Below are 25,001 nucleotides of genomic sequence, written 5' to 3'. Positions count from 1 at the left end.
TGAACGTCTCGTAAGATTTCCGCAAGGAAAGCGTCAGAGCCTTGCCCGTATCGGCCGAAGCAATTCCGTTCCTTGCGCCGAAAGACTCCGATGCACGTCAATCCTGCCGACGCGACATTACCCGAAACCCGCCGCCTGTCCTCCGCGCAGCAATGGCGCTGGATCGGGATCGCCGCCGCCGTGCTGGTGGGCGCGCTGATCCTGATCACGGTCATCGGCAAGCTGACCCACAAGGAGGAAACGCCCCCCGCCCCGCCGCCGCCGGGCACGCTGCGCCTGTCCAGGGAACAGCTGGCGGCGATGCCGACGGTGCGCGTCGGGCTGGGCGCGTCGGGCGACCAGACCATGGCGACGGGCGCGATCACGGTCGATGCGACCCGCTCGACCCCCGTGCTGATGCCCTATGCGGGGCAGGTCGTGCGCGTGCTCGCCGAGGCGGGCCAGGCGGTCCGCCAGGGCCAGCCGCTGCTGCAGATCAAGACCAGCGATTTCGTCGATGCGCGCTCGGGCCTGTTCGCGGCGCGCGCCGCCTATCAGAATGCGCAGGCGCAGCTGGTTGCGGCACAGCGCAACGCCGACCGCCAGCAGCAAATCTATGAGACCGCCGGCGGCGCGCTGAAGGATTATCAGCAGGCCAAGGTCGACCTGGCCGCCGCGCAGGCGACCGCGCGCACCGCCGCCGCCTCGCTGGGCGCCGCGCGCGACAAGCTGGCGATTCTCGGCAAGTCGCAGGGCGAGATCAACCGGCTGGAGAATGTCGGCGAGGTCGCGGGCATCCACGACATCACCACGCTGCACGCGCCGATCAGCGGCGTCGTCGCCTCGCGCGATGTCGCGCCGGGGCAATATGTCTCGCAGGGCGGCGACAAGCCGGTGATGACCATCACCGACCCCTCGCGCGTCTGGCTGGTCGCGCAGGTGGCCGAGAGCGATGCCGAGAATGTCCGCGTCGGCGATCCCGTCGAGGTGACGACGCCCGCCATCCCCGGCCGCGTCTTCCACGCCACCATCGACCTGGTCGGTGCCGCGCTCGACCCGCAGACCCACCGCCTGCCGGTGCGCGCCTCGATCCCCAACCCCGACAAGGCGCTCAAGCCGCAGATGTTCGCCAGCTTCGCGATCCAGCACCGGGGTGCGGGTCAGGCGATCCGCGTCCCCGCCGCCGCCGTCATCCATGAAGGCGACACCGCCCGCGTCTGGATCATGCGGCCCGATGGCCTGCTGGTCGCGCGCGACGTGACGACCGGCGACTCGGCCAACGGGCTGGTCACCATCACGTCGGGCCTGAAGCCGGGCGAGAAGATCGTCACCTCGGGCGCGCTGTTCGTCAACGAAGCGGGGATCGGCGAGTAATGAACCGCATCGTCGACTTTGCGCTGCGTCAGCGATTGCTGATCGTCGGCCTGTTCTTCGCGATGATCGTCGCTGGCGTCATCGGTTTCATCAACCTCAACATCGAAGCCTATCCCGATCCCGTGCCCCCGATGGTCGAGGTCATCACCCAGACCCAAGGCTTGTCGGCCGAGGAGATGGAGCGCAATGTCACCATCCCGATCGAGGTCCAGATGGCGGGCATCCCGCACCTGACCGCGATCCGCGCGATCAGCCTGTTCGGCCTGTCGGACATCAAGATCCAGTTCACCTACGACTATACCAACGAACAGGCGCGCCAGCAGGTCATCAACCGCCTGTCGCAGCTGCCCCCGCTGGCGGGCGGCGCACAGCCGACGCTGTCGCCGACCTCGCCGGTGGGCGAGATCTATCGCTACCGCATCTCCGCGCCCAAGGGCTATTCGGTGATGGACCTGAAGACGCTGCAGGACTGGGTGCTCCAGCGCCGGTTCAAGCGGATTCCGGGCGTCATCGACGTCACCGGCTGGGGCGGCAAGCTGCGCGCCTATGACGTGGTGATCGACCAGAACCGCCTGAACGCGCACGGCGTGACCGTGTCGCAGGTGCTGGCGGCGCTGTCCAAGAGCGACGGCAATGTCGGCGGCCAGACGATCAACTTCGGCGAACAGGCCGCGATCGTGCGCGGCATCGGCCTGATCCAGTCGCCCGACGCGATCCAGAACGTCCTGGTCGGCCAGGCGGGTGGCCAGCCCGTGCTCGTCAAGGACGTTGCCACCGTCAAGATCGGCAACGCGCCGCGCATGGGCATCGCCGGATATAATAACGACGACGACATCGTGCAGGGCATCGTCCTGATGCAGCGCGGCGCCCAGTCGATGCCGACGATCAAGGCCGTCCAGGCCGAGGTCGCCAACATCAACGACAGCGGCATCCTGCCCCCCGGCGTCCATCTGGAGCGGATCTACGACCGGTCCGACCTGATCAACCTGACCATCCACACCGTCATGGAAAACATGGTGGTGGGCATCCTGCTGATCTTCGCGCTGCAATGGCTGTTCCTCGGCAATCTGCGCTCGGCGATCATCGTGGCGGCCACCATTCCCTTCGCGCTGGCCTTCGCGATCCTGATCCTCGTGCTTCAAGGCGAGAGTGCGAACCTGTTGTCGGTGGGTGCGCTCGACTTCGGCCTCGTCGTCGATGCCTGCGTCATCATGGTCGAGAATATCTTCCGCCACATGGTCGAACGCTCGACCGCAGTGGAGAACGGCCAGGGCCGCTATACCCTGGCCAGCCGCTTCGGCGCGGTGCTGGGCGCCTCGTCCGAGGTCAGCCGCGGCATCTTCTTCGCCGCCGCGATCATCATCGCCAGCTTCCTGCCGCTGTTCACCCTGACCGGCGTGGAGGGGCATATCTTCGGCCCGATGGCCAAGACCTATGCCTATGCCATCACCGGCGGCCTGCTCGCGACCTTCACCGTCGCGCCGGTGCTCTCGACGCTGCTCCTGCCGGACAAGCTGGCCGAGACCGAGACGTTCATCGTCGGCAAGCTGCGTGCCGTCTATGAGCCCGCCGCGTCCTTCGCGCTGCGCAACAAGATCGTGACGATCGGCGGCGGCCTGCTGATGATGGGCCTGGCCATCGTCGGCGTGCGCTCGCTCGGCATCGAGTTCCTGCCGCACCTCGAAGAAGGCAATATGTATATCCGCGCCACCCTCCCCTCCTCGATCAGCCTCGAGGCGGGCGAGAAGGTGACCAACGAGGTGCGCAAGATCATCGCCAGCTATCCGGAGACCACGGCGGTCCTGTCCGCGCATGGCCGCCCGGACGACGGCACCGATGCGACCGGCTTCTTCAACATCGAGTTCTTCGTACCGCTCAAGCCCTTCGACAGCTGGCCGAGCGGCATGACCAAGGAGAAGCTGATCGAGGAACTGTCGAGCCGCCTCGCCAAGAAATATCCGGGCGTCGACTTCTCCTTCTCGCAGATCATCGAGGATAATGTCGAGGAAGCCGCCTCGGGCGTGAAGGGCGCCAATTCGATCAAGCTGTTCGGCCCCGACCTCGTCACGCTGGAAAAGCTGGCCAACCAGATCAAGGCGCAGATGGCCAAGGTGAAGGGCATCGAGGATCTCGGCGTGTTCGAGATTCTGGGCCAGCCGACCGTGCGGATCGACGTCGATCGCGCCAAGGCCGCGCGCTATGGCCTGACGCCCGACGACATCAACCAGACGGTGGCCGCCGCCATCGGTGGCCAGTCGCCCGCCGACCTCTATGAGCCCGGCACCGATCGCCACTTCCCGATCATCGTGCGGTTGAAGCCCGCCCAGCGCGACTCGCTGGAATCGGTGCGCAACATCACGATCGGCGCGCCTTCGCCTGACGGCAACGGCACGATCCAGGTGCCGCTGTCCGAGGTGGCGAACGTCAAGCTGACCAGCGGTGCGTCATTCATCTATCGCGAGCATCAGGAACGCTATGTTCCGATCAAATTCTCGGTGCGTGGCCGCGATCTGGGCGGTGCGGTCGAGGAGGCGCGCGCGCGGATCAACCAGAATGTCCACCTGCCGCCGGGCTATCACCTGGAATGGGCGGGCGAGCTGGATAACTTGAAGAACGCGATCGCCCGTCTGGAGATCGTGGTGCCGATCAGCCTCGTGCTCATCCTGCTGCTGCTCTATGCGAACTTCGGATCGATGCGCGACAGCCTGCTCGCCTTCTCCGCGATCCCGATGGCGATCGTGGGCGGTGTGCTGGCCCTCGCTTTGACCGGCACGGCGTTCAGCATTTCGGCGGCGATCGGCTTCGTGGCCTTGTTCGGCATCGCGGTGATGGACGGCATCCTGGTCGTCACCACCTTCAACAACGCGATCGACGAAGGCGCCCCACGCGAGAATGCGCTGGCCAACACCGTCAAGAACAGCCTGCGCCCCGTCGTCATGACGTGTCTGGTCGCCGCGATCGGCCTGCTGCCCGCCGCCCTGTCTCACGGGATCGGCAGCCAGGTGCAGAAGCCGCTCGCGCTGGTCGTGGTCGGCGGCATGACGCTGGCCCCCGTGCTGATCCTGCTGGTCCTGCCGGTGCTCATCAGCCGCTATTCGACCCGCCTGCCGCTGTCGCAGCGCAAGAAGAAGCATGATCCTATGGTCGACGACCAGGACGATACCACCATCTCCGACTCTGGGGTTCCGGCATGAAGCGTTTCCTGACCCTGCCGCTGCTGGCGTGCGTTTCGGCCAGTATCTCGGGCTGTACCGTGGGCCCGCACGATCTGGACGCGCATGCCAGCCTGCCGCCGCTGACGCCCGCGCCGGTCATCGCACCCGCGACCGGCCCGGCGCAGACGGTGTCCGCCACCGTCGCGCCCCAATGGTGGCACGCCTTCGGCAACGCCCAGCTCGACGCGCTGGTCGCCGAGGCGCTGGCACACAATAACGACGTGGCCGTCGCGCAAGCCTCGCTGAAGCAGGCGCAGGAACAGGCGCGGGCGACGCGCGGCTCGCTGCTGTTCCCGCAAGGGGGCCTGAACTATCAGGCGCAGCGGACGCGGGTGTCCAACGCACTGTCGCCGGCGGTCGCCGACCAGAACCAGCAGCTTTATACGCTGCACACCGCGCAGGTCAGCGTGTCCTATGACGTCGACGCGTTCGGCGGCAACCGGGCGCAGGTCCGCTCCGCCGCCGCGCGCGCCGAGGTCGAGCGGCACCAGCTGGATGCGGCGCGGATGACGGTGGCGGCGAACCTCGTCACCGCGCTGATCGAGCGGGCGAGCCTGGCCGAACAGGTCGCCGCCGCGCAGACGGCGGTGCAGGTCAATCGCGACATATTGGGCGCGCTGCAACAGCGTCAGCGGCTGGGTGCGGTCGGCGCCTCGGACGTGTCGACGCAACAGGCCGCGCTGGCGACCGCCGAGGGCGCGCTGCCCCCGCTGGTCCGTGCCGAGGCGGCGCAGCGCACCATCATCGCGACGCTGATCGGCCGCCCGGCGGGATCGGCGCTGCCGCCGCTGCCCGAGCTGGCGCAGCTGACGCTGCCGACCGAGCTGCCCGCCATCGTCCCCTCCGATCTGGTCCATCGCCGTCCCGACGTGCTGGCCGCCGAAGCCCAGTTGCGGGGCGCCGGGGCCGATGTCGGCGCCGCCATCGCCGCACGGCTGCCCAGCATCCAGCTTTCCGCCAATGCGGGCGGCTCGGCACAGAATTTCGGCGACATGTTCAAGAGCGGCAATCCCTTCTGGGCGCTGCTTGGCGGGATCACCCAGCCGCTGTTCCACGCCAATGCGCTGCGCCACCAGCAAAAGGCGGCCGAGGCGGCGCTGGAGGGTGCCAAGGCGCAATATCGCCAGGCGGTGCTACAGTCGTTCGGCGATGTCGCCGACTCGCTGACCGGCCTGTCCACCGACGCGCAGGCGCTGGACGCGGCGCAGCGGGCGAGCAACGCGGCGGGCCAGGCGCTGACCTTCGCACGGCGGCAGCTGGCGCTGGGCGATGTCGGGACGTTGCAGCTGCTCAACGCCACCGCGACCGACGCGCAGGCCCGGTCGCAGCTGATCCAGGCCAAGGCGGCGCGCATGACCGACTCGGTCGCGCTGTTCCAGGCCGCCGGTGGGCCGGTCACGGGGTCCTGAGGGCTATGGGGGCGGATAGAGAAATCCGCCCCACAATCCACCTCCGTTCCGCCTGAGCGAAGTCGAAGGCCAAGGGACTCGCTTCGCGCAGACGACACCGAGAGCGCCTTCTCCAGAACGCCACCTTGACATCCTTCTGTTCCCCGGCGAAGGCCGGGGCCCAGTTGCGGCCCATCATCGACGGCGGGCCGCTCTTGCCTCCCACGCACCGACGCCGCGCACCTCCCAGTATATAGCAACTGGGCCCCGGCCTTCGCCGGGGAACGGAGCAGCATCGAGGAGGGGGGGCGTTATCCCAAAGGACGCAATCTCTGCGTCCTCCGCGCCTCTGCGCGAACCGAATCCCGTGGCCTTCGACTTCGCTCAGGCTGAACGGAGAGCAGGATGATGCCCAACGAAAAAGGGGAGGACCTTCGCCCTCCCCTTTATCAGAACAACCGGGTCAGCAGGTAGAAGCCCGCCCCCATCACCGCTGAGGCGGGGATGGTGATGATCCAGGCGATCACGACATTGCCCGCCACGCCCCAGCGCACCGCCGAGGCCCGTCGGGCCACGCCCGCGCCGATGATCGAGCCGGTGATGGTGTGCGTCGTCGACACCGGAATGCCCAGCGCCGAGGCGCAGAAGATCACGATCGACCCCGCAGTCGAGGCGCTGAACCCCTGGTGCTGCGACAGCTTGGTGATGCGGGTGCCCATCGTCTCGATGATCCGCCAGCCGCCGGTCATCGTGCCCAGCGCGATCGCGACATAGCAGGAGATGGCGACCCAGTGCGGCACCTCGAACGGGCCGGACAGCCGCCCGGTCGAATAGAGGAGGACGGTGATGATCCCCATCGTCTTCTGCGCGTCGTTCAGCCCGTGGCTGAGCGAATAGGCCGCCGAGGAGACCAGGTGCATCGCGCGGAAGCTGCGTTCCGCCTGTCCCGCGCTCGACCGGCGCATGGCCCAGCTGCTCGCCAGCATGACCAGCATGGCCAGCATCATGCCCAGCATCGGCGACAGCACGATGGCGAGCAGCGTCTTGTTCAGACCCGCCCACTTCACCGCGTCCATGCCCGCATGCGCCACGCCCGCGCCGACCAGCCCGCCGACCAGCGCATGGCTGCTCGACGAGGGGATGCCGCGCAGCCAGGTGATGACGTTCCAGGCCATCGCCCCGCCCAGCGCGCCGAAGATGACGGCGGGGGTGACGATGCTCTGGTCGATCAGGCCCTTGCCGATCGTCTCGGCCACCTTGTGCAGGCTGGGAAAGGCGACGGTCAGGAAATAGGCAGCGAAGTTGAAGAAGGCGGCAAAGCCCACCGCCGCGACCGGCGGCAGCAGCCGGGTCGCCACCACCGTCGCGATCGAATTGGCCGCGTCGTGCAGCCCGTTGAGATAATCGAACGCCAGCGCGACCAGGATCAGGCCGACCAGCAACGGAAAGGCGAGTTCGTGCATCTCCGACGCCTCAGGCGTGATCGATGACGATGCCGTCGATCTCGTCGGCGACATCCTCGAACGCGTCGAGGATGCGCTCCAGATGCTTGTACACTTCCTTCTCGATCACGAAGCGCAGCGTGTCGCGCTCGCCGCATTCGTCCAGCGTGCGCTTCAGGCCCGCCGCATGGATCTCGTCGGCACGCCCTTCCAGCCGGACCAGCTCTTCGGTCAGCGCATGCAGGCGGTCGCCGTTGCGCGCGACGTCGCGCATCAGCGGCATCGCCTCGACGGTCAGCTTGGCCGCCTCGACCGCGACCGCCGCCATTTCGCGCATCTCGGGCGCGAAGCTGGTCACACGGTACAGGCCGATCGCGGTGGCGGCGGCGTGCATCTCGTCGATCGTATCGTCCAGCGAACCGATCAGCGAGGTGATCGAGGCGCGGTCGAACGGCGTCAGGAAGGTCGAGCGGACCGAGGTCAGCACATCGCGGGTGATCGCGTCGGCGTCATGCTCACGCGCGGCGACCGCGGCGATCTCGTGGGCGGTATTGCCCTGCGTATCAAACAGCCGGACGGTGGCTTCGGCCCCCGCCAGGATGGTGGCGGCTTGCGCCTCGAACAGCTCGAAGAAATTCCCCGTCTTCGGCAGGAGGCGTTGGAACCAGGCGAACATCAGTCGGTAACCCCGATAGTGATCCGATAGCGTGCGTGTTCAGCACCCATGGCTTTGCGGGCCACGGCGGAACGCCGGACCGTCGAAATGGACCCTGGGATCGAAGCTTGCACGAACGCCGCCCCCCTGACCAGCCGAACGCCCCGCGTCAAGCAAAACACTGTTACAGCAATGTGACAGAAGCGGGATTCCGGCCCCTTCGCCAGTGGGCGACAGGCGAGGTTTCGTGGACCGCCATGGCCTGTGTTCCCCCTGCATTTCCGCCGCTCCGCCCTGTCATGGCTGCCTCCCGGCCGTTCCGATCCGCCCCCGCAACGGCGGGCAGGACGCAATCTGGCCGGGGCACAACTTCGCATGACGGTCGCGCCATGTCGTCATGAATTTTTCATGTCGCGCTGTGCTTTTTGCGCATCAGTCCTGTCACGTAAGCGCCATAATGCACTTTTAACCGCTCGGCGTACCGGGAGAAAATCAATCGGGCGGACGGCATCGACCGATCCGCCGAGCGTGGGGAACGACATGAAATCCGTAATCAAGACCGTGGCGCTGCTGGGCGCGGCGTGGGGAACGCTGGCGGCCGTGCCCGCCTTTGCCCAGACCGCCGATCAGGCGGCGGCCACCCCGGCCGACAATGGCCCCGAACAGGGGCTGGGCGAGATCACCGTCACCGCCGAGCGTCGCTCGGAAAATCTGAACCGCGTGCCCGTGTCGGTGGGCGTGGTCAGCGGTTCGAACCTGCGCGCCTTCCAGCAGGGCGGCGAGGACATTCTGGCGCTGTCGGGCCGGGTGCCCGGCCTGTATGCCGAAACCACCACCGGCCGCATCTTCCCGCGCTTCTATATTCGCGGCCTGGGCAATATCGACTTCTACCTCGGCGCGTCGCAGCCGGTGTCGATCATCCAGGACGATGTGGTGCTGGAGCATGTCGTGCTGAAGTCGAACCCGGTGTTCGACGTCGACCAGGTCGAGGTGCTGCGCGGGCCGCAGGGCTCGCTGTTCGGTCGCAACACGACCGCGGGCATCATCAAGTTCGACACGATCAAGCCGACGCAGAGCTTCCAGAGCCGCGCGACCGCCTCGATCGGCAGCTACAACACGATCAGCATGGACGCCGGTGTCGGCGGCCCCCTGATCCGCGACGTGCTGGCCTTCCGCCTGTCGGCGCTGGTGCAGCACCGCGACGATTGGGTCGACAATGTCTATTCGGGTCCCAGCGCCGACGGCACGCTGACTCCGAAGAAGGACGCGATGGGCGGCTTCACCGAGCGCGACGTCCGCCTCCAGCTGCTCTTCACGCCGACCGATACGCTGTCGTTCAACCTGTCGGGCCATGCCCGCTGGTATGACGGCACCTCGACCCTGTTCCATCGCGGCGCGATCAAGAAGGGTTCGCGCGACGTCTCGGCCGAACCGCGCGACCGGGTGGCCTATGACGAAGGGCGCGGCAATCCGCAGTCCTATGACACGCAAGGCACCTCGCTGCGCGCCGCCTGGGACCTGGGCGCGGCCGAGCTGACCTCGATCACCGCCTATGAGACCACGGCCGGTTTCAGCAAGGGCGACACCGATGGCGGCGCGGCGGCCAACTTCCCGGTCAATGGCGTGGCCAATGGCTATGGCCTGAGCATGGGCCAGGTTCGCGGGCTCGACCAGTGGACGCAGGAAGTCCGCCTCGCCTCGACCGGCAGCGGGCCGTTCAAGTGGCAGGTCGGCGGCATCTATTTCGACAGCCGCGACATCACCGACTTTTACCAGCGCGCGTTCCTGATCGGGGCGAACCCGAACAACTGGGTCCGCCTGCACGACGTCAACACCAGCTGGGGCGTGTTCGGGCAGGTCAGCTATCAGGCGACCGACCGCCTGACCCTGACCGCCGGTGGCCGGATCAGCGAGGATACCAAGCGGACCCAGCTGCTGCGCACCGCCGACAGCGCCGCCGGCGTCTCGACCTATCGTGGTCGCCGCGACGTGCGTCTGTCGGACACCCAGCCCAGCTGGGACCTGTCGGCGCTCTATGAGGTCAATCCGAACCTGAACGTCTATGTCCGCGCGGCCCAGGGCTTCCGCGGTCCGACCATCCAGGGTCGCTCGGCGGTGTTCAACTCGGACTTCTCGACCGCCGGTTCGGAGACGAACCTGTCGTTCGAGACCGGCTTCAAGTCGAAGCTGTTCGACAACACGCTGCGCCTGAACGCCGCCGCCTTCGCGTACCGCGTGAAGAACATCCAGCTGAACGGCAACGACTCGGACGGCAACGGCGTACTCCTCAACGCCGACAAGGCCGTCGCCTACGGTCTGGAAGCCGATGCCCAGTGGCTGCCGGTGCGCAACCTGGCGCTGTCGGCGGGCGTCAGCCTGCTGCATTCGGAAATCCGCGACCGCAATGTCAGCGTCCAGACCTGCGGCCTGAACGGCGTGATGGTCTGCACCGTGCTGAACGGCCCGGTGACGACACGCCGCATCTTCGGGGCGAACGCGTTCTTCGTGCCGATCGACGGCAACCCGCTGCCCAACGCGCCGGAATATAACGTCAACCTGGCGGCCAAGTACGACCTGCCGCTGTCCGATGGCGGCAAGGCGTTCATCTCGACCGACTGGAACCTTCAGGGCTATACGAACTTCGTCCTGTACCGGACCAAGGAGTTCACCTCGAACGGCAATTTCGAGGGCGGCCTGAGCATCGGCTATTCCGCGCCGAACGACGACTGGAGCCTGTCGGTCTTCGCCCGCAACATCACGAACGAGAAGAACCTCAAGGGCGTGATCGAGAACTATATGGCGGCCGTGTTCAACGAACCGCGCATCATCGGCGTCTCGTTTAGCGGCAAGTATCGCTGATCGGCACGACCGGATGACGCGAAAGGCCCGTCCCTCCATGCGGGGGGCGGGCCTTTTTCGTTGGGCTATGTCCTCGCCCGCGCATGGCGCTCGGCATGGGCGAGCAGCATGTCGAGATCCTCGCGCGCGATGTCGAAGCTCTCATGCATGTCCGCCAGCGCCGCCTCGACATCCTCCGGCCGGATGACGGCGGCGGGCGCGGGTGGGGTCACGCCCGGTTCGTGCGGATAGCTGCGCCCCGTCGCGCGGTGGAAGAACATGCCCAGCGCCACCAGGGCGATCGAGTTGATCGCCACCGGAGCGAAGGCGAAGGAAAAGCCCGCCGCGTGAATGCCCTGGCTGCCGATCACCGCGGTCAGCGCGGCCGCCCCGCCCGGCGGGTGCAGGCACCGGGCCAGCGACATGACCAGGATCGCCCCGCCCACCGCGCATCCCGCCGCCAGCGGCAGCGAAGGGATCGCATGGAACATCGCCACTCCGACCAGCGTGGACAGGACATTGCCCCCGACCACCGACCAGGGCTGCGCGAGCGGGCTGGCGGGGACGGCGAAGACCAGCACGGCGGACGCCCCCAGCGGCGCGACGATGATCGGCAGGTCGGGGCCCAGCGGGGGCAACCCGCCACATACGATAATGGTCAGCGCGATGCCGATGACCGCCCCGATACAGGCGAGCAGACGGCCGGACAGGGTGGCGCCGGCCAGCAGGGGTTGGAAGAAACGCATGGAGGCTCTGGTCGCTCAGGATGGAAAGGCGTGGAATGGCGATCGGACCTAGCCAAGGGCCTGGCCATCGGCCACCGCCAATAACTTGCCACGATACCAGCGGAACTTGGCGCAAGGCCCGCCGCCTAGGGGGATCGACATTCACGATTGCGCCTTCTTCCCCTCTCCCCTGGACAGGGGAGAGGGTTAGCGAAGCTTGCCAGCCCGCTGGCTAGCGCAGCTTGGGTGAGGGGGTTGAGCGAGCCCAAAGGCTCGCGGCGCTCGCCAAAGCGAGCGCCCACCCCTCACCCAGCTCCGACTAAGCCTTTGCTCTCGCAAAGGCCAAGTCTGCGCAACCCTCTCCCCTCTGCGAGGGGCGAGGGAAGGAAAGGCATCGCTGAATGGCGATCCACTCAAGAACGGGGTTGGAGTGCGCCCCTCAAACCTCGGCGAGGAAGACCACGCCCGGAATGGCGATGCTCCGGCCGGTGGCGGTCAGGCGGCCGTCCTTGCCGATCTGGAAGGCGTTCACCATAGCCGAACGCTCGTTCGCGACCAGCATCTCGCCCCGCCCCTCGCGCAGCAGGAAGAAGCGCGGCCAGTCGCCGCCGGTCGGGACATGCTGGACCGGCTCAGGATCGCCCTTGGCGTTCAGGCGGAAGACGGTGATGCTGTTCGCGCCGCGATTGGAGACATAGAGCGTCCGCCCCGCCCGATCGATCGCGATATGCGCGGCATAGGAGGGCGTGGCCGTGCCCCCGGCCAGCAGCGCCCGTTCGCCCGCCGTGCGGAAGCGTCCCTCGGGCAGCGCGTCGAGGACGAACAGCCGGGGCTGCAACTCGCAGGCGACATAGGCGCGCGGCAGGGTCGGGTGGCGGACCAGGTGGCGCGGCCCCGCCCCCGCCGGGGCCTGCCAGCCGATCACCGGCTCGGCCAGCGTCCGCGCGGCGGGGTCGAAGCGATAGGCGAAGATCGCATCCGCCCCCAGATCGACCGCGTGCAGCCAGCGCCGGTCGGGGCTGAACCCCACCCAATGCGCATGCGGCCCCGCCTGCCGATCGGCATTGGGGCCATGACCCTGATGGCGAAAGACCTGTGCCTCGCCCGGCGCGCCGGTCCGCCGGTCGAGCCGATAGAAGGCGACCGAGCCGCTGGAATAATTGGCGACCGCCAGACAGGCGGAGGACCGGTCGAGCGCGACATGGCAGGGATCGGCCCCGCCGGTCGACGCCCCGCCCCGCGACGCCCAGCCGGGACCATAGCCGGTGACGCGCCCCTCGACCTGCTCCCGCAACAGGTAAAAGGCGCCGCCCGGCCCGTTGCCCACGCCGTAAGAGGCGTTGACGATCCCCGCCACCGGCGGTCCCACGCGGCCATCGACGATCGGATAGAGGCCCCGGCCCCCTTCATTGGCATAGGTGCCCGCGATCAGCCTGTCGCGGCCCGGCACCTGCGCCAGCACCGGCCCGATCGCCGCCCCCAGCCCGATCGCGGCCGCGCCCGCCATCACCTCGCGCCGTGTCGTCGTCATGCCGCCCCTCCCTTGTCCGCCAGCCCTTGAACGCGAAAGGGGGCGGGAAGGCAATCACTTCCCGCCCCCTCATGGGGTCACGATGCGACCAGCCGATCAGATCGCGACGACGCCGCCGTCATTCTTGGTGATGACGATCGTGGCCGAGCGCGGGCGGATCGTCGCCGCCGCGCTGCCGCTCTGGCTGTCGGGCCAGTTGCTGGTCGGCGCGGCGACGCTGCTGGCGTCCTCGCCCGGATGCTGGATGTTGACGAAGACCGAGGTGCCGTCCGGCGTCGAGTGGATGCCGGTGATCTCGCACTGTTTCGGCCCCACCAGGAAACGCTTCAGCGTCACGCCGGGCGCCTTGCCGATCCGGGTGGTGACGGTCGCGCTCGCCCCGCCCGCGCTGCTGGTGACCGAACGCGTGCCGCCATCGCCGACCCGGCCGGGGATCGCGGCCAGCATCATGCAGTTGGTGACGTCGGTGAAGGCGCCGTCATCGGTCTGGATCCACATCACCGGCGTCTGCTGCCCCGCGACATTGCTCGGCAGGCTGAACCACAGGCCGTCGGGCGACGAGAAGTCGTTGGTCGCGTCCAGCCCCGACAGGTTGATGTTGGTCGCGTCCAGATCCGCGCCCGCTCCGAAGGCATAGACGTCCCAGGTGAAGCTGGTCGCCTCGGTCGTGTCGTTCGTCTCACGGATGCGGATGATATGGCCGTTGCGGTTGCCGACCGAGGTCGAGGGCGGATCGACATAGGCGCGCGGGTTGGCCGCATCGACGCCGGTCAGGCTGCCCGAGGCGACCAGGCGGCGCGAGGCGTTATTGGTCAGCGTGCAATACATCTCGCCGGTCGCCGGGTTCACGGCCGTCCATTCGGGACGGTCCATCTTGGTCGCGCCCAGCACGTCGGCGGCCAGACGCGTGTTGATCAGGACGTCGGCTTGGTCGGCAAAGGCATAGCTGCTGTTCGACGCGGTCAGCCCGTTCTGACCGAACACCAAGGGCATCCACATGCCGGTGCCATCGGCATTGAACTTGGCGACATAGAGCGTGCCATTGTCCAGATATTTGTCACCCACCGCCAGGCGGTCGCTGGCGGACGCGTCCGAAGCGCTCCACGGCGTCGCCGACACGAATTTGTAGATATATTCGTTCTGCGCATCGTCGCCCATGTAGAAGGCGGGGCGGACGCCCGCGATCATCCGGCCGCTCTGGCAGCCTTCATGGTTCATGCGGCCGAGCGCGGTGCGCTTGCGCGGGGTCGAGCTGGGGTTGAACGGGTCGATCTCGACCACCCAGCCGAACTGGAACGGCTCGTGCCGGAAATCGGCGGTGCCGTCTGCGGCCAGTGCGGCATTGGCGGTCGCGTTCCAGCGGCGGAAGACCGTGCTCGACGCATCGGACGGCGTGACGGTCGTCCAGCCATAATTGCCCGAACGCCCCTCGCCGATGCCATAGCGGGCGAGCGAGACATTCTGCTTGGGCGTCGTCGCGGCGCGCACCGCCGCATCGCCGCTGGTGCGCCGGAAATAGCCCGCCCAATTCTCTTCGTTGGTCAGGTACGTGTTCCACGCCATCGTGCCGTTGGCGCAGTTGTTGATGGTGCCGCGCCCGCCGGTGCCATCGGTCGAATAGGCGGTCTTCAGCCAGGCATTGCCCTTTACCGGGCCGCTGAACGCCATCGGGGTGTTGGGGGTGATGCGACGGTTCAGCGCCGAGGCCTGGACATAGGTCCAGGCGCCGTTCGTGCGGGTGACCTCGACCACCGAGACGCCGTGGCACTCGATCTCCTTGATCGCCTCGGATTCGGGGCGCGGCGACGGCGTGGGGCCGTTGGCGTGGAGATAGAGCTGGGTGATGTTCTCGTGATTCAGGACGAGCAGCCCGCGCGTGCTGTTCGTCGGATCGGGGTTCGCTCCGCTGGCGGCGAGGCCGAAATAGCTCATGCCGTCATGATGGTCGCCCGCACGCTGCGCGAAATTGCTGTCGGTGCCGTTATTGGCCGCCGCCGCCACGCCCGAGGCGATCGGATCACCCAGACGATAGAGCACGCTGACGCTATAGCCCGAGGGCACCGTCACCACGTCCGCCAGGCTGTGCGGGACGGCGGTGAAGTCGAGCGCGATCGGCGTTACCGTGATCGTCACGCTGTTGTTGGTGACCAGGCCGTCGCGGCTGGTGATCTCCAGCTTGAACGCCAGCTGGGTCGCGGTCGCCACGGCTGGCGCGCGGAACGTGGCGACGAGCTGGTTGGCGTTGGTCAGCGTGACCGAGGGGCCCGCCGTCTGGCTCCAGTTGACATTGGCGACCTGGCCGCTGCTCACCGTGCCGGTCAGCGTGACCAGGCGGCCCGCCGCGACGCTGGCGGTGCTGCCCGCCGCCGTGGCGGTGACGCCTTGCGGATTCTCGTCGTCACAGCCCGCCAGCAACATGCCGCCGAACAGCGCGGTGGTCATCGCCGACACCCCGTGGCGCAGCGTCTGACGGCGCGACAGGCGGGTGGCGATCAGCTCGCTCATATGCGTGTTGGTCGAGCGGTTGGTATCGACGTCACCATCGTCATAGGCGACCATGCTATTGATATCGGACATGGAATTTCCCCCGATACCGCGTCGGGAAAGATGCGCGGCCTCGCGCCGGGCTTTGCCGCGCAACCAAGTCACACAGGCTTCACTTCCGCGTCATGACGGTGACATCGCCATGACTCCCAGATGACGCTGGCTTCATCATACCGGCCCGCTTGACTCCCCATGACGATCGGCCTAAGGGCACCCCCGCATCCGGATGGGCTTGCCCGTTCGGATTCCGTCCTAGACAGCAGGTGCCGGGGAATATGCCCTGGCTTAATTGCCTGCCGAGACGGGGAAAAGGATTTTGCCGGTCGTGCCACTCGCTGGTTCCGTCCGGTCTGCCCCGCGTTTCTCACGCGTCGGTTGCCCATTCCCCATCGCTGGACACCCCGAGGGGTGGTCACACCCCCCGGTCAAGCAACCGGGATGACCGTTCGCGGTCGTTCCAACCATGGAGAATGGCATGGATCGCGATCAAAAGACCCAGGCCGTCGCCGAACTGAACCGCAACTTCAACGAGGTTGGCGTGGTGGTCATCACCCGCAACCACGGCATGACCGTCGCCCAGTCGACGGCCCTGCGCACGAAGATGCGGGAAGCCGGCGCGACCTACAAGGTCTCGAAGAACCGGCTTGCCAAGATCGCAGCCCAGGGCACCGACTATGCCGGTGTCGCTGACATGCTGACGGGTCCCGTCGGCATCGCCAGCTCGATCGATCCCGTGGCCGCCGCCAAGGTGGCCGTGGAATTCGCCAAGACGACCGACAAGTTCGAGATCGTCGGCGGATCGATGGGTGCGAACGTCCTTGATGTCGCAGGCGTGCAGGCGCTGGCGACTCTGCCCTCGCTGGACGAGCTCCGGGCGAAGCTGGTTGGTCTCATCGTGGCGCCTGCCACGAAGCTGGCCACCATCACCCAGGCTCCCGCGGCGCAGATCGCCCGCGTCCTCGCGGCTTATGCCGACAAGGACAAGGAAGCCGCCTGATCTTCGGGCGAATACGATTTGAACTGACACACTCGGGCCATTTTAGACGGCCCGTATTGGAGATAAGATCATGGCAGACCTGAACGCGCTGGTTGACCAGCTGAGCGAGCTGACCGTCCTCGAGGCCGCCGAGCTCTCGAAGATGCTCGAAGAGAAGTGGGGCGTCTCGGCCGCTGCGGCCGTTGCCGCTGCTCCTGCTGCTGGCGGCGCTGCTGCTCCGGCCGCTGAAGAGAAGACCGAGTTCGACGTGATCCTCACCGGCGACGGTGGCAAGAAGATCAACGTCATCAAGGAAGTCCGTGCGATCACCGGCCTGGGCCTGACCGAAGCCAAGGCGCTGGTCGAAGGCGCTCCGAAGCCCGTCAAGGAAGGCATTGCCAAGGACGAGGCCGAGAAGATCAAGAAGCAGCTCGAAGAAGCCGGCGCGACCGTCGAGCTCAAGTAATCGGCTGCGGGGGCAACCCCGCACCCGTTCGCTTGGCGAGCTAAAGAAAGGGCGGCCCCTTTGCGGGGGTCGCCCTTTTCTTTGGCTCAGGCCCTATCCCGCCATCCGGCTCCACGGCCGCGGGGACCGCATGTCCAGCCGACAGACGTGCCGCAGCCCATGCGCCCGGACATAGGTCCGTGCCCGCGCATCATAATCGGGCGCCTTTGGATCGGCGAAATGCCAGTCGGGTGGATTGAAGGTCGAGAAGCCGTTGATCGTCGGCACCCGCCACCGCTCCGCCAGGAACATCGCATCGACATTGTGCGGATAGAGCGCGTTGAGTTCGGCATTGATATAGAGCGGCTCGTTCACCCGCGTCGCGACGACATAGAAGACCGCGCAGTCGCGGGGCGGCGCGGGGATCGCCGCCAGCGCGTCGTGATGGACGGCATGGCTGATCTGGTTGGGCGTCTCCGCGCTCAGATTCTCGGCAACCAGCAAGGCGAGGATCCCCACCAGCCACCAGGGACGCGTGGCCGCCAGCCGCGCCGCCTGCTCGCGCCACGCGGCTAGGACGATCAGCAGGAACGGCAGGCTCAGCCATAGCTGATAGCGTGACACGGTGCGCAGCCCCTTGGCCCCCGGCACCAGCCAGAAGACGAGGTTCCAGGGCGACGCCACCCAGAATTGCAGCGTCAGCGCCCAGGCAACGATCATCGCCAGCGCAAAGGCACGCCACGCCACCGGCGCCTCCCCCGCGATCCCGATCCGCCGCCGCACCACGATCCGCCACGCCGCGACGAGCAGCAACGCGCACAGCAACGGCGGGAACCCCGCCTCATGCTCGCCGCCCAGCACCCGCCCCGGCAATAGCGGGTCGTCGGGGAACAGCGCGTGCAGCAGCGCGAACAGCGGGCGGAAGAGCCAGCCCCAAAGATAGTTACCCGGCCCGACATTGATCATGTCGATCCCCGGCGTCACCAGATAGCCGAGCATCTCGTAATAGCCCTCGCCCCCCGTCTCGCGCAGCTTGGGCAGATAGACGGCCAGGAAGGGCAGGATCAGCACGGCAAAGGCACCGCCGCCCCAGGCCAGCGTCGCGCCATGTCGCCGGACCAGCCCGGCCAGCGCGGCGGGCTTGGCGTTCCCGCTCAGCATCGCCCAGCAGAGCACGAACAGACAGGCGGAAAAGATGGTGAACCAGGCCATGTAATAGGAGGTCAACAGCCACGCCGCCATCAGCGCCGCCAGCGCGACCGCCCGCCAGCGCGCGGCGATGCGATCGCCGCATCCCTCGGCGCGGACGCAGCCTATCGCCAGGATCATCGCCACCGGCAGCAGCGCGACGCTCTGCAACTGGGCATGGACGGCCTGGAGGTGAATATTGCTGGCGATGCTCCAGAGCAGCGCCACCAGCAGCGCGCTCCCCCGCCCCCAGTCCAGCGTCCGCTTCACCAGATGATAGGCGGCCGCGAACCCGATCGTCTTGAAGGTCAGGATGTTGAGCGTGTCGGCATGGAACGGGTCCGCGACCAGCCGCCAGACCGAATAGGACAGGCCATAGAGGAAATAGCCGTCATTATAGCCCAGCGAGCCGCCATAGGGATGGAAGTAGAAGGCCGCATCCCAGGGCGACACGCCCGACAGGACGTTGCGCCAATGCTCGAGAATGGTCATCTCGATCAGCGCGTCCCCCCGCTCGCCAAAGCCCAGATCGAAGTCGCTCGCGATCACCGTGCGAAAGAAGATCGCCATGGCCAGTGCATAGGTGGCCACCCAGGCCATCACGCTGCCCGAGGCCGAAGCCCATGACGGGAAGGAAAGCGAAACGGGGGCGTCATGCGGGCGGGAAAGGGCCATGGCTGCCGCCTATGGCCAGCCCGAGCCTCTGTCGAGCCTTCGCCCGCCGTCGCGCCAGGCCCCATTCCCGCCGCGAGCGTGCAGCCGCCATATTCCTTGCGCTTACCCAAAGACTTAACCGGCGATCCCGGGTTTCCTCCAAGTCCACCGCTTCTCCTTTTCGACGGCAATAGAATGGCCTGGCTGTCGGTGTCGGGCGCGGGGGGATCGCCAATCCTTCGGCATCTTGCGCCGATGCCCGATATCGGTTGTGATGCCGGACTGGATGAGAGGGGGGATCGCAATGAACATTCTGGCCTTGGGACTGGCCGTCGCGGGAATCGGCATGACACCGACGGCCTCCGCCCAGGATGCGCCGCTACGCCACCTGGTCGAGCGCTTCGAGACGGCCCGGAGCCGGTTCGACCCCGCCGTGCTGGCCGACACGCTGGCCCCCGATTATGAGGAAATCTCACCGATCGGCGATGTCGATTCCCGCGCCCAGGTGCTGGGCTTTTATGCGCCGACCGCCAAGGCCCCGGTGCCGCCCATCACGACCGATGACGTCGTCGTCAGGGCGCAGGGTCCGGTCGCGCTCGTCACCGCCAGGCGATCGATCACCTTTCCCAACGGCACGATCCGCGCAATTCGAGCGCGCTATGTCGCGCGACGGGATCGCGGCCAGTGGCAACTGATCTCCACGCAATATACGCCGATCCCGCCCGCCAGGACGCCCTGACCGGGCGAACGCCATAGGGGCTCCGTGCGCCGAGTTCTTGGCGAGGACCATGGCAGGAGATCGCTGGGGTGGGGAGCCTCCGCAAGCGTGGGGTTCGCGGCGATGCTCCGCCCAACCTAAAGGAGCTCGCGTCGACTCAACTCCATATCGTCATGTCCCAGGTCGTATCACCATTCCGCCCCGCCTACCCTTTCCCCTCCGTGATGCGAGAGGGTTGCGAAGACTAGGCGGGATCGATTCAGGATTGCGTCTTCTTCCCCTCTCCCCTGGACAGGGGAGAGGGTTAGCGGAGCTTGCCAGCCTGCTGGCTAGCGCAGCTTGGGTGAGGGGTTGAGCGAGCCAAAGGCTCGCGCGCTCGCTTCGCGAGCGCCCACCCCTCACCCAGCTTCGACTAAGCCTTTGCTACGCAAAGGCCAAGTCTGCGCAACCCTCTCCCCTCTGCGAGGGGCGAGGGAAGGAAAGGCATAACTGAATGTCGATTGCCCCGCCCAAACCATTGAAAAAAGGGGGCCCCGCAGGCCCCCTTTTCGTCACTCCGCTGCTTCGATCACCTCGCCATGGGCGGGCTGGTTATAGGCGCGATCCAGATAGTGGTTCGCGATGATGTAATGGGCTCGAACCGCAGCGGGGTGGGTCGCTTTCTGGGCCAGTTCGAGTTCGGTTTCGGCACGCTGGTAGAAATAGTCTTCGTCAATCTCGGGGGACGTCATTTCAGGTCTCCGGGGTCCCATCGGCACGCCAACAACCCGCGCGCGTCCGGGATCTTCTCCAATATTCGTATATGGTTGGGAGGGCATTTCGGTTCCCGTATCCGGCTCTACGCACCCTCCATTCGGCGCAAATCCGGGACTTTCGTCGCGTCGGCCTCTCGATCAGCCACGCATCCGCGTCAACGATAAACCCGATCGACGGCGTTCCAAAAAAAGCCGCCGCCCGGTTGCCCGGACGGCGGCCCTTTGTTTCCAATCCGTTAGCCGGATCAGTCGTTCAGATACTCACCGGCATCCGCATCGGTGCCGTGACCCGAAGGCGCGACCTCGGCGAGCGGGTCATTGCCCGTGCCGACGTCTTCGCGCGGCGAACGGGCGTTTTCCGCCGCCCGCTGCTCGGCCGCGCTGACCGGCGCGACGATCGCCTCGGCCAGCTTGCGCTGCTGCGCGCGGAGCGCGGCGTCGCGGCTGGAGGCTGCCACGCGCAGGCGGTTCATGCCCGCACCGGTACCCGCCGGGATCAGGCGGCCGACGATGACATTCTCCTTCAGGCCCATCAGCGTGTCCTGCTTGCCCTGGACCGCCGCCTCGGTGAGGACGCGGGTGGTCTCCTGGAACGACGCCGCCGAGATGAAGCTGCGGGTCTGCAGCGACGCCTTGGTGATGCCGAGCAGGACGGGCTTGCCCTGCGCACGGACCTGGTTCGCGTCGAGCTTGTCGTTGATCGCGTCCATTTCCTCGCGATCGACCTGCTCGCCCTTCAGCAGCGTGGTGTCGCCGCCGTCGGTGATCTCGACCTTCTGCAGCATCTGACGAACGATCGTCTCGATGTGCTTGTCGTTGATCTTCACGCCCTGGAGTCGATAAACTTCCTGGATTTCGCTGACCAGATATTCGGCCAGCGGCTCCACGCCCATCGTTTCCAGAATGTCGTGCGGATCGGGCGAACCGCCGATCAGGTTGTCGCCACGCTTGACGTAGTCGCCTTCCTGAACGTCGATCACCTTCGACTTGGGCACCAGATACTCGACGACCTCGCCGCCATCCTCGGGCTGGATGCCGATCTTGCGCTTCGCCTTGTAGTCCTTGCCGAACACCACGCGGCCCGAGACCTTGGCGATGATCGCCGAGTCCTTGGGAACGCGCGCCTCGAACAGCTCGGCGACGCGCGGCAGACCGCCGGTGATGTCGCGGGTCTTGGCCGACTCGCGAGCCACACGGGCCAGAACGTCACCGCCCTGCACCTGCGCCCCGTCCTCGACCGAGAGCGTCGCACCCGGCGCCAGCATGTAGCGACCGGCCTCGCCCGAATTGTCGTCGAGCAGGGTCATACGCGGACGCAGATCCTCCTTCGACTTGGTCGAGGCGCGATATTCGGTGACGACGCGCTGGGCGATACCCGTCGCTTCGTCGACCTGCTCGGTCAGCGTCTTGCCCTCGATGAGGTCCTGGAACTTCACCGTACCGGGGTTTTCGGTGATCACCGGCATGGTGAACGGATCCCACTCGGCCATCCGGTCGCCCTTCGACACGATGTGACCATCGTCGAACAGGACGTACGCACCGTAAGGGATACGGTCGACCGACAGCTCGCGGCCGTCCATGTCGACGATCGCGATCTCACCCGAACGGCTCAGCACCACGCGGCGGCCACGCTGATCGACGATCAGACGCAGGTCGCGGAACTGGACGACACCGTCCACCGCCGCTTCCAGGTTCGACTGCTCGTTCAGCTGCGCCGCACCACCGATGTGGAAGGTACGCATGGTCAGCTGCGTACCCGGCTCACCGATCGACTGCGCCGCGATGACGCCGACCGCTTCGCCGATGTTCACCGGCGTACCGCGGGCGAGGTCACGGCCATAGCATTTGCCGCAGACGCCGACCTTCGATTCGCAGACCAGCGGGCTGCGGATCTTAACCGACTGGGTGTTCGCGGCCTCGATCTTCGCCACCATCGGCTCGTCGAGCAGGACGCCCGATGCGATGATGACTTCGCCGGTCTTGGCGTTGACGATGTCCTCGGCCGTGGTGCGGCCCAGGATACGCTCGCCAAGCGAGGCGATGGTCGAACCGCCCTGCACGATCGCCTTCATCTCCAGGGCGCGGGTCGTACCGCAATCCTCTTCGATGATGACGCAGTCCTGCGACACGTCGACCAGACGGCGGGTCAGGTAACCCGAGTTCGCCGTCTTCAGTGCCGTGTCGGCCAGGCCCTTACGCGCGCCGTGGGTCGAGTTGAAATATTCAAGAACGGTCAGACCTTCCTTGAAGTTCGAGATGATCGGCGTTTCGATGATCTCGCCCGACGGCTTGGCCATCAGGCCGCGCATGCCCGCCAGCTGCTTGATCTGGGCGGGAGACCCACGCGCACCCGAGTGGGCCATCATGTAGATCGAGTTGATCGGCTTCTCACGGCCCTCCATCGGGCCGTCCTCGTAATGACGGACCGCCTTGATCTCGTTCATCATCGAGTTCGCGACCTGGTCGCCGCAACGGCTCCAGGCGTCGATCACCTTGTTGTACTTCTCCTGCTGCGTGATCAGGCCGTCCTGATACTGCTGCTCGAAGTCCTTCACCTGCTCGCGCGTCTCGTCGACCAGACGATCCTTGTCCGGTGCGATGATCATGTCGTCCTTGCCGAACGAGATGCCGGCGCGGAACGCGTGACGGAAGCCCAGCGCCATGATCGCGTCGGCGAACAGCACGGTCTCCTTCTGGCCGGTGTGACGATACACCTCGTCGATCACCTCGCCGACGTCCTTCTTGGTCAGGACGCGGTTGACGATGTCGAAGGGCACCTTGTGGCTCTTGGGCAGGCACTCGCCCAGCAGCATGCGACCCGGCGTGGTCTCATAGCGCTTGAGATACTGGTTGCCCTGCTCATCGGTCTGCGGAACGCGGCTGATGATCTTGGTGTGCAGCGTGACGGCACCGGCGAAGAGGGCCTGATGGACCTCCTCCATGTCCGCCAGCATCATGCCCTCGCCCGGTTCCTTCTGCTTTTCGAGCGAGAGGTAGTACAGGCCCAACACCATGTCCTGCGACGGCACGATGATCGGCTTGCCGTTGGCGGGCGACAGGATGTTGTTGGTCGACATCATCAGGACGCGCGCTTCCAGCTGCGCTTCGAGCGACAGCGGAACGTGCACGGCCATCTGGTCGCCGTCGAAGTCGGCGTTGAACGCCGAGCAGACCAGCGGGTGAAGCTGGATCGCCTTGCCCTCGATCAGCACCGGCTCGAACGCCTGGATGCCCAGACGGTGAAGCGTCGGCGCGCGGTTCAGCATGACCGGGTGCTCGCGGATCACCTCGTCCAGGATGTCCCAGACTTCCTTGCGCTCCTTCTCGACCCACTTCTTGGCCTGCTTCAGGGTCATCGACAGACCCTTGGCGTCCAGACGGGCGTAGATGAACGGCTTGAACAGCTCGAGCGCCATCTTCTTGGGCAGACCGCACTGGTGCAGCTTCAGCTCCGGACCGGTCACGATGACCGAACGGCCCGAATAGTCGACGCGCTTGCCGAGCAGGTTCTGACGGAAGCGGCCCTGCTTGCCCTTCAGCATGTCGGACAGCGACTTCAGCGGACGCTTGTTGGCGCCCGTGATCGTGCGGCCGCGACGGCCGTTGTCGAACAGCGCGTCGACCGCTTCCTGCAACATGCGCTTTTCGTTGCGGACGATGATGTCCGGCGCACGCAGCTCCATCAGGCGCTTCAGGCGGTTGTTGCGGTTGATGACGCGGCGATACAGGTCGTTCAGGTCCGAGGTCGCGAAGCGGCCACCGTCCAGCGGCACCAGCGGGCGCAGCTCGGGCGGGATGACCGGGATCACTTCCAGGATCATCCATTCGGGACGGTTGCCCGATTCGATGAAGCTCTCGACGACCTTCAGGCGCTTGATGATCTTCTTGGGCTTCAGCTCCGACTTGGTCGTCGCCAGCTCTTCCAGAAGCTGCACGCGCTCGCCCTCGAGGTCGAGGCTTTCAAGCATGATGCGGACCGCCTCGGCGCCGATCCCGGCCGAGAAGGCGTCCTCGCCATATTCATCCTGCGCGTCGAGCAGTTCGTCCTCGGTGAGAAGCTGATACTTCTCCAGCGGGGTCAGACCCGGCTCGATGACGATATAGGCTTCGAAGTACAGCACACGCTCAAGCTGCTTGAGCTGCATGTCGAGCAGCAGGCCGATGCGGCTCGGAAGCGACTTCAGGAACCAGATATGCGCGACGGGGGCCGCCAGTTCGATATGGCCCATCCGCTCGCGGCGGACCTTCGACACCGTGACTTCGACACCGCATTTTTCGCAGACGATGCCCTTGTACTTCATGCGCTTGTACTTGCCGCACAAGCATTCGTAATCCTTGATCGGACCGAAGATGCGCGCGCAGAACAGGCCGTCACGTTCCGGCTTGAACGTGCGGTAGTTGATCGTCTCGGGCTTCTTGATCTCGCCGAACGACCAGGAACGGATCTTGTCGGGCGACGCGATGCCGATCTGAATCTGGTCGAAGGTTTCCGGCTTGGCCACCGGATTGGCGAAGTTGGTCAGTTCGTTCATTTTGCTTTCCTCACAGGGAGGGAAAATTCATCGGGCGAGCGA

15 protein-coding genes are annotated in these 25,001 nt (G+C 66.4%); 7 read left to right on the top strand and 8 right to left on the bottom strand.

Going from position 1 to position 25,001, the window contains the following annotated elements:
• Window positions 1-90 precede the first annotated feature (90 nt).
• The 3 genes from QE363_RS04665 to QE363_RS04655 are packed head-to-tail and all read left to right on the top strand — an operon-like array spanning window position 91 to window position 5,977.
• Window positions 91-1,353, top strand: coding sequence for an efflux RND transporter periplasmic adaptor subunit (locus QE363_RS04665; protein ID WP_309692451.1), 1,263 nt, complete (start codon window positions 91-93; stop codon window positions 1,351-1,353).
• On the top strand, window positions 1,353-4,547 hold the full coding sequence (locus tag QE363_RS04660) for an efflux RND transporter permease subunit (protein WP_307102706.1): 3,195 nt from the start codon (window positions 1,353-1,355) through the stop codon (window positions 4,545-4,547). The genes QE363_RS04665 and QE363_RS04660 overlap by 1 nt, the downstream gene beginning before the upstream one ends.
• Complete coding sequence (locus QE363_RS04655) at window positions 4,544-5,977, top strand: efflux transporter outer membrane subunit (protein ID WP_309692449.1); 1,434 nt, start codon at window positions 4,544-4,546, stop codon at window positions 5,975-5,977. Before QE363_RS04660 ends, QE363_RS04655 begins: the two co-directional genes overlap by 4 nt.
• 428 nt (window positions 5,978-6,405) lie before the next feature.
• Here the strand turns inward: QE363_RS04655 and QE363_RS04650 are convergent, their stop codons facing one another.
• Together QE363_RS04650 and QE363_RS04645 are read right to left on the bottom strand one after the other, a co-directional pair.
• Entirely contained in the window at window positions 6,406-7,419 is a 1,014-nt protein-coding gene (locus QE363_RS04650; protein WP_307102701.1) for an inorganic phosphate transporter, read from the bottom strand.
• Window positions 7,420-7,429: 10 nt separating this feature from the next.
• Entirely contained in the window at window positions 7,430-8,074 is a 645-nt protein-coding gene (locus QE363_RS04645) for a DUF47 family protein (RefSeq protein WP_309692445.1), read from the bottom strand.
• A gap of 519 nt (window positions 8,075-8,593) precedes the next feature.
• Between QE363_RS04645 and QE363_RS04640 the strand changes: the two genes are divergently transcribed.
• Entirely contained in the window at window positions 8,594-10,912 is a 2,319-nt protein-coding gene (locus QE363_RS04640) for a TonB-dependent receptor domain-containing protein (RefSeq protein ID WP_309692443.1), read from the top strand.
• A gap of 65 nt (window positions 10,913-10,977) precedes the next feature.
• On the opposite strand, the gene QE363_RS04635 is transcribed toward QE363_RS04640, so the two are convergent.
• The 3 genes from QE363_RS04635 to QE363_RS04625 all read right to left on the bottom strand — a co-directional run bounded on the left by QE363_RS04635 (window position 10,978) and on the right by QE363_RS04625 (window position 15,724).
• On the bottom strand, window positions 10,978-11,637 hold the full coding sequence (locus QE363_RS04635; RefSeq protein ID WP_309692441.1) for an HPP family protein: 660 nt from the start codon (window positions 11,635-11,637) through the stop codon (window positions 10,978-10,980).
• 418 nt (window positions 11,638-12,055) lie between these two features.
• Complete coding sequence (locus QE363_RS04630) at window positions 12,056-13,147, bottom strand: lactonase family protein (protein WP_309692439.1); 1,092 nt, start codon at window positions 13,145-13,147, stop codon at window positions 12,056-12,058.
• Between the two features lie 96 nt (window positions 13,148-13,243).
• Complete coding sequence (locus QE363_RS04625; RefSeq protein ID WP_309692435.1) at window positions 13,244-15,724, bottom strand: alkaline phosphatase PhoX; 2,481 nt, start codon at window positions 15,722-15,724, stop codon at window positions 13,244-13,246.
• A 442-nt stretch (window positions 15,725-16,166) separates the two neighbouring features.
• Here QE363_RS04625 and rplJ point away from each other — a divergent pair, with 442 nt between their 5' ends.
• Window positions 16,167-16,688 carry a 50S ribosomal protein L10 gene (gene rplJ, locus QE363_RS04620; RefSeq protein WP_007403805.1) on the top strand — a complete coding sequence of 174 codons (522 nt, stop codon included), beginning with the start codon at window positions 16,167-16,169 and terminating at the stop codon, window positions 16,686-16,688.
• 70 nt (window positions 16,689-16,758) lie between these two features.
• Window positions 16,759-17,133, top strand: coding sequence for a 50S ribosomal protein L7/L12 (rplL, locus tag QE363_RS04615; RefSeq protein ID WP_007403895.1), 375 nt, complete (start codon window positions 16,759-16,761; stop codon window positions 17,131-17,133).
• Window positions 17,134-17,226: 93 nt separating this feature from the next.
• On the opposite strand, the gene QE363_RS04610 is transcribed toward rplL, so the two are convergent.
• Entirely contained in the window at window positions 17,227-18,975 is a 1,749-nt protein-coding gene (locus QE363_RS04610) for a hypothetical protein (protein WP_309692425.1), read from the bottom strand.
• Window positions 18,976-19,258: 283 nt separating this feature from the next.
• On the opposite strand from QE363_RS04610, the gene QE363_RS04605 reads away from it, so the two are divergent.
• Window positions 19,259-19,693, top strand: coding sequence for a nuclear transport factor 2 family protein (locus tag QE363_RS04605; RefSeq protein WP_309692423.1), 435 nt, complete (start codon window positions 19,259-19,261; stop codon window positions 19,691-19,693).
• A 530-nt stretch (window positions 19,694-20,223) separates the two neighbouring features.
• On the opposite strand, the gene QE363_RS04600 is transcribed toward QE363_RS04605, so the two are convergent.
• Entirely contained in the window at window positions 20,224-20,403 is a 180-nt protein-coding gene (locus QE363_RS04600) for a hypothetical protein (protein WP_307102675.1), read from the bottom strand.
• A gap of 269 nt (window positions 20,404-20,672) precedes the next feature.
• The gene (rpoC, locus tag QE363_RS04595; RefSeq protein ID WP_309692420.1) at window positions 20,673-24,959 is read right to left on the bottom strand and encodes a DNA-directed RNA polymerase subunit beta'; all 4,287 of its coding nucleotides are present in this window, start codon (window positions 24,957-24,959) and stop codon (window positions 20,673-20,675) included.
• Between the last annotated feature and the right edge of the window lie 42 nt (window positions 24,960-25,001).

The organism is Sphingomonas sp. SORGH_AS_0870, assembly GCF_031453175.1.
Lineage (GTDB): Bacteria > Pseudomonadota > Alphaproteobacteria > Sphingomonadales > Sphingomonadaceae > Sphingomonas.
The sequence above is the reverse complement of the archived record's forward strand: the minus strand, read 5'-3'. Positions and strand labels throughout refer to the sequence as shown.

Coding starts and splice junctions, on each gene's coding strand:
- QE363_RS04635 (WP_309692441.1), bottom strand. CDS start 11,637: ATGCGTTTCTTCCAACCCCTGCTGGCCGGCGCCACCCTGTCCGGCCGT.
- rpoC (WP_309692420.1), bottom strand. CDS start 24,959: ATGAACGAACTGACCAACTTCGCCAATCCGGTGGCCAAGCCGGAAACC.
- QE363_RS04630 (WP_309692439.1), bottom strand. CDS start 13,147: ATGACGACGACACGGCGCGAGGTGATGGCGGGCGCGGCCGCGATCGGG.
- QE363_RS04640 (WP_309692443.1), top strand. CDS start 8,594: ATGAAATCCGTAATCAAGACCGTGGCGCTGCTGGGCGCGGCGTGGGGA.
- QE363_RS04665 (WP_309692451.1), top strand. CDS start 91: ATGCACGTCAATCCTGCCGACGCGACATTACCCGAAACCCGCCGCCTG.
- QE363_RS04650 (WP_307102701.1), bottom strand. CDS start 7,419: ATGCACGAACTCGCCTTTCCGTTGCTGGTCGGCCTGATCCTGGTCGCG.
- rplJ (WP_007403805.1), top strand. CDS start 16,167: ATGGATCGCGATCAAAAGACCCAGGCCGTCGCCGAACTGAACCGCAAC.
- rplL (WP_007403895.1), top strand. CDS start 16,759: ATGGCAGACCTGAACGCGCTGGTTGACCAGCTGAGCGAGCTGACCGTC.
- QE363_RS04610 (WP_309692425.1), bottom strand. CDS start 18,975: ATGGCCCTTTCCCGCCCGCATGACGCCCCCGTTTCGCTTTCCTTCCCG.
- QE363_RS04625 (WP_309692435.1), bottom strand. CDS start 15,724: ATGTCCGATATCAATAGCATGGTCGCCTATGACGATGGTGACGTCGAT.
- QE363_RS04645 (WP_309692445.1), bottom strand. CDS start 8,074: ATGTTCGCCTGGTTCCAACGCCTCCTGCCGAAGACGGGGAATTTCTTC.
- QE363_RS04600 (WP_307102675.1), bottom strand. CDS start 20,403: ATGACGTCCCCCGAGATTGACGAAGACTATTTCTACCAGCGTGCCGAA.
- QE363_RS04660 (WP_307102706.1), top strand. CDS start 1,353: ATGAACCGCATCGTCGACTTTGCGCTGCGTCAGCGATTGCTGATCGTC.
- QE363_RS04655 (WP_309692449.1), top strand. CDS start 4,544: ATGAAGCGTTTCCTGACCCTGCCGCTGCTGGCGTGCGTTTCGGCCAGT.
- QE363_RS04605 (WP_309692423.1), top strand. CDS start 19,259: ATGAACATTCTGGCCTTGGGACTGGCCGTCGCGGGAATCGGCATGACA.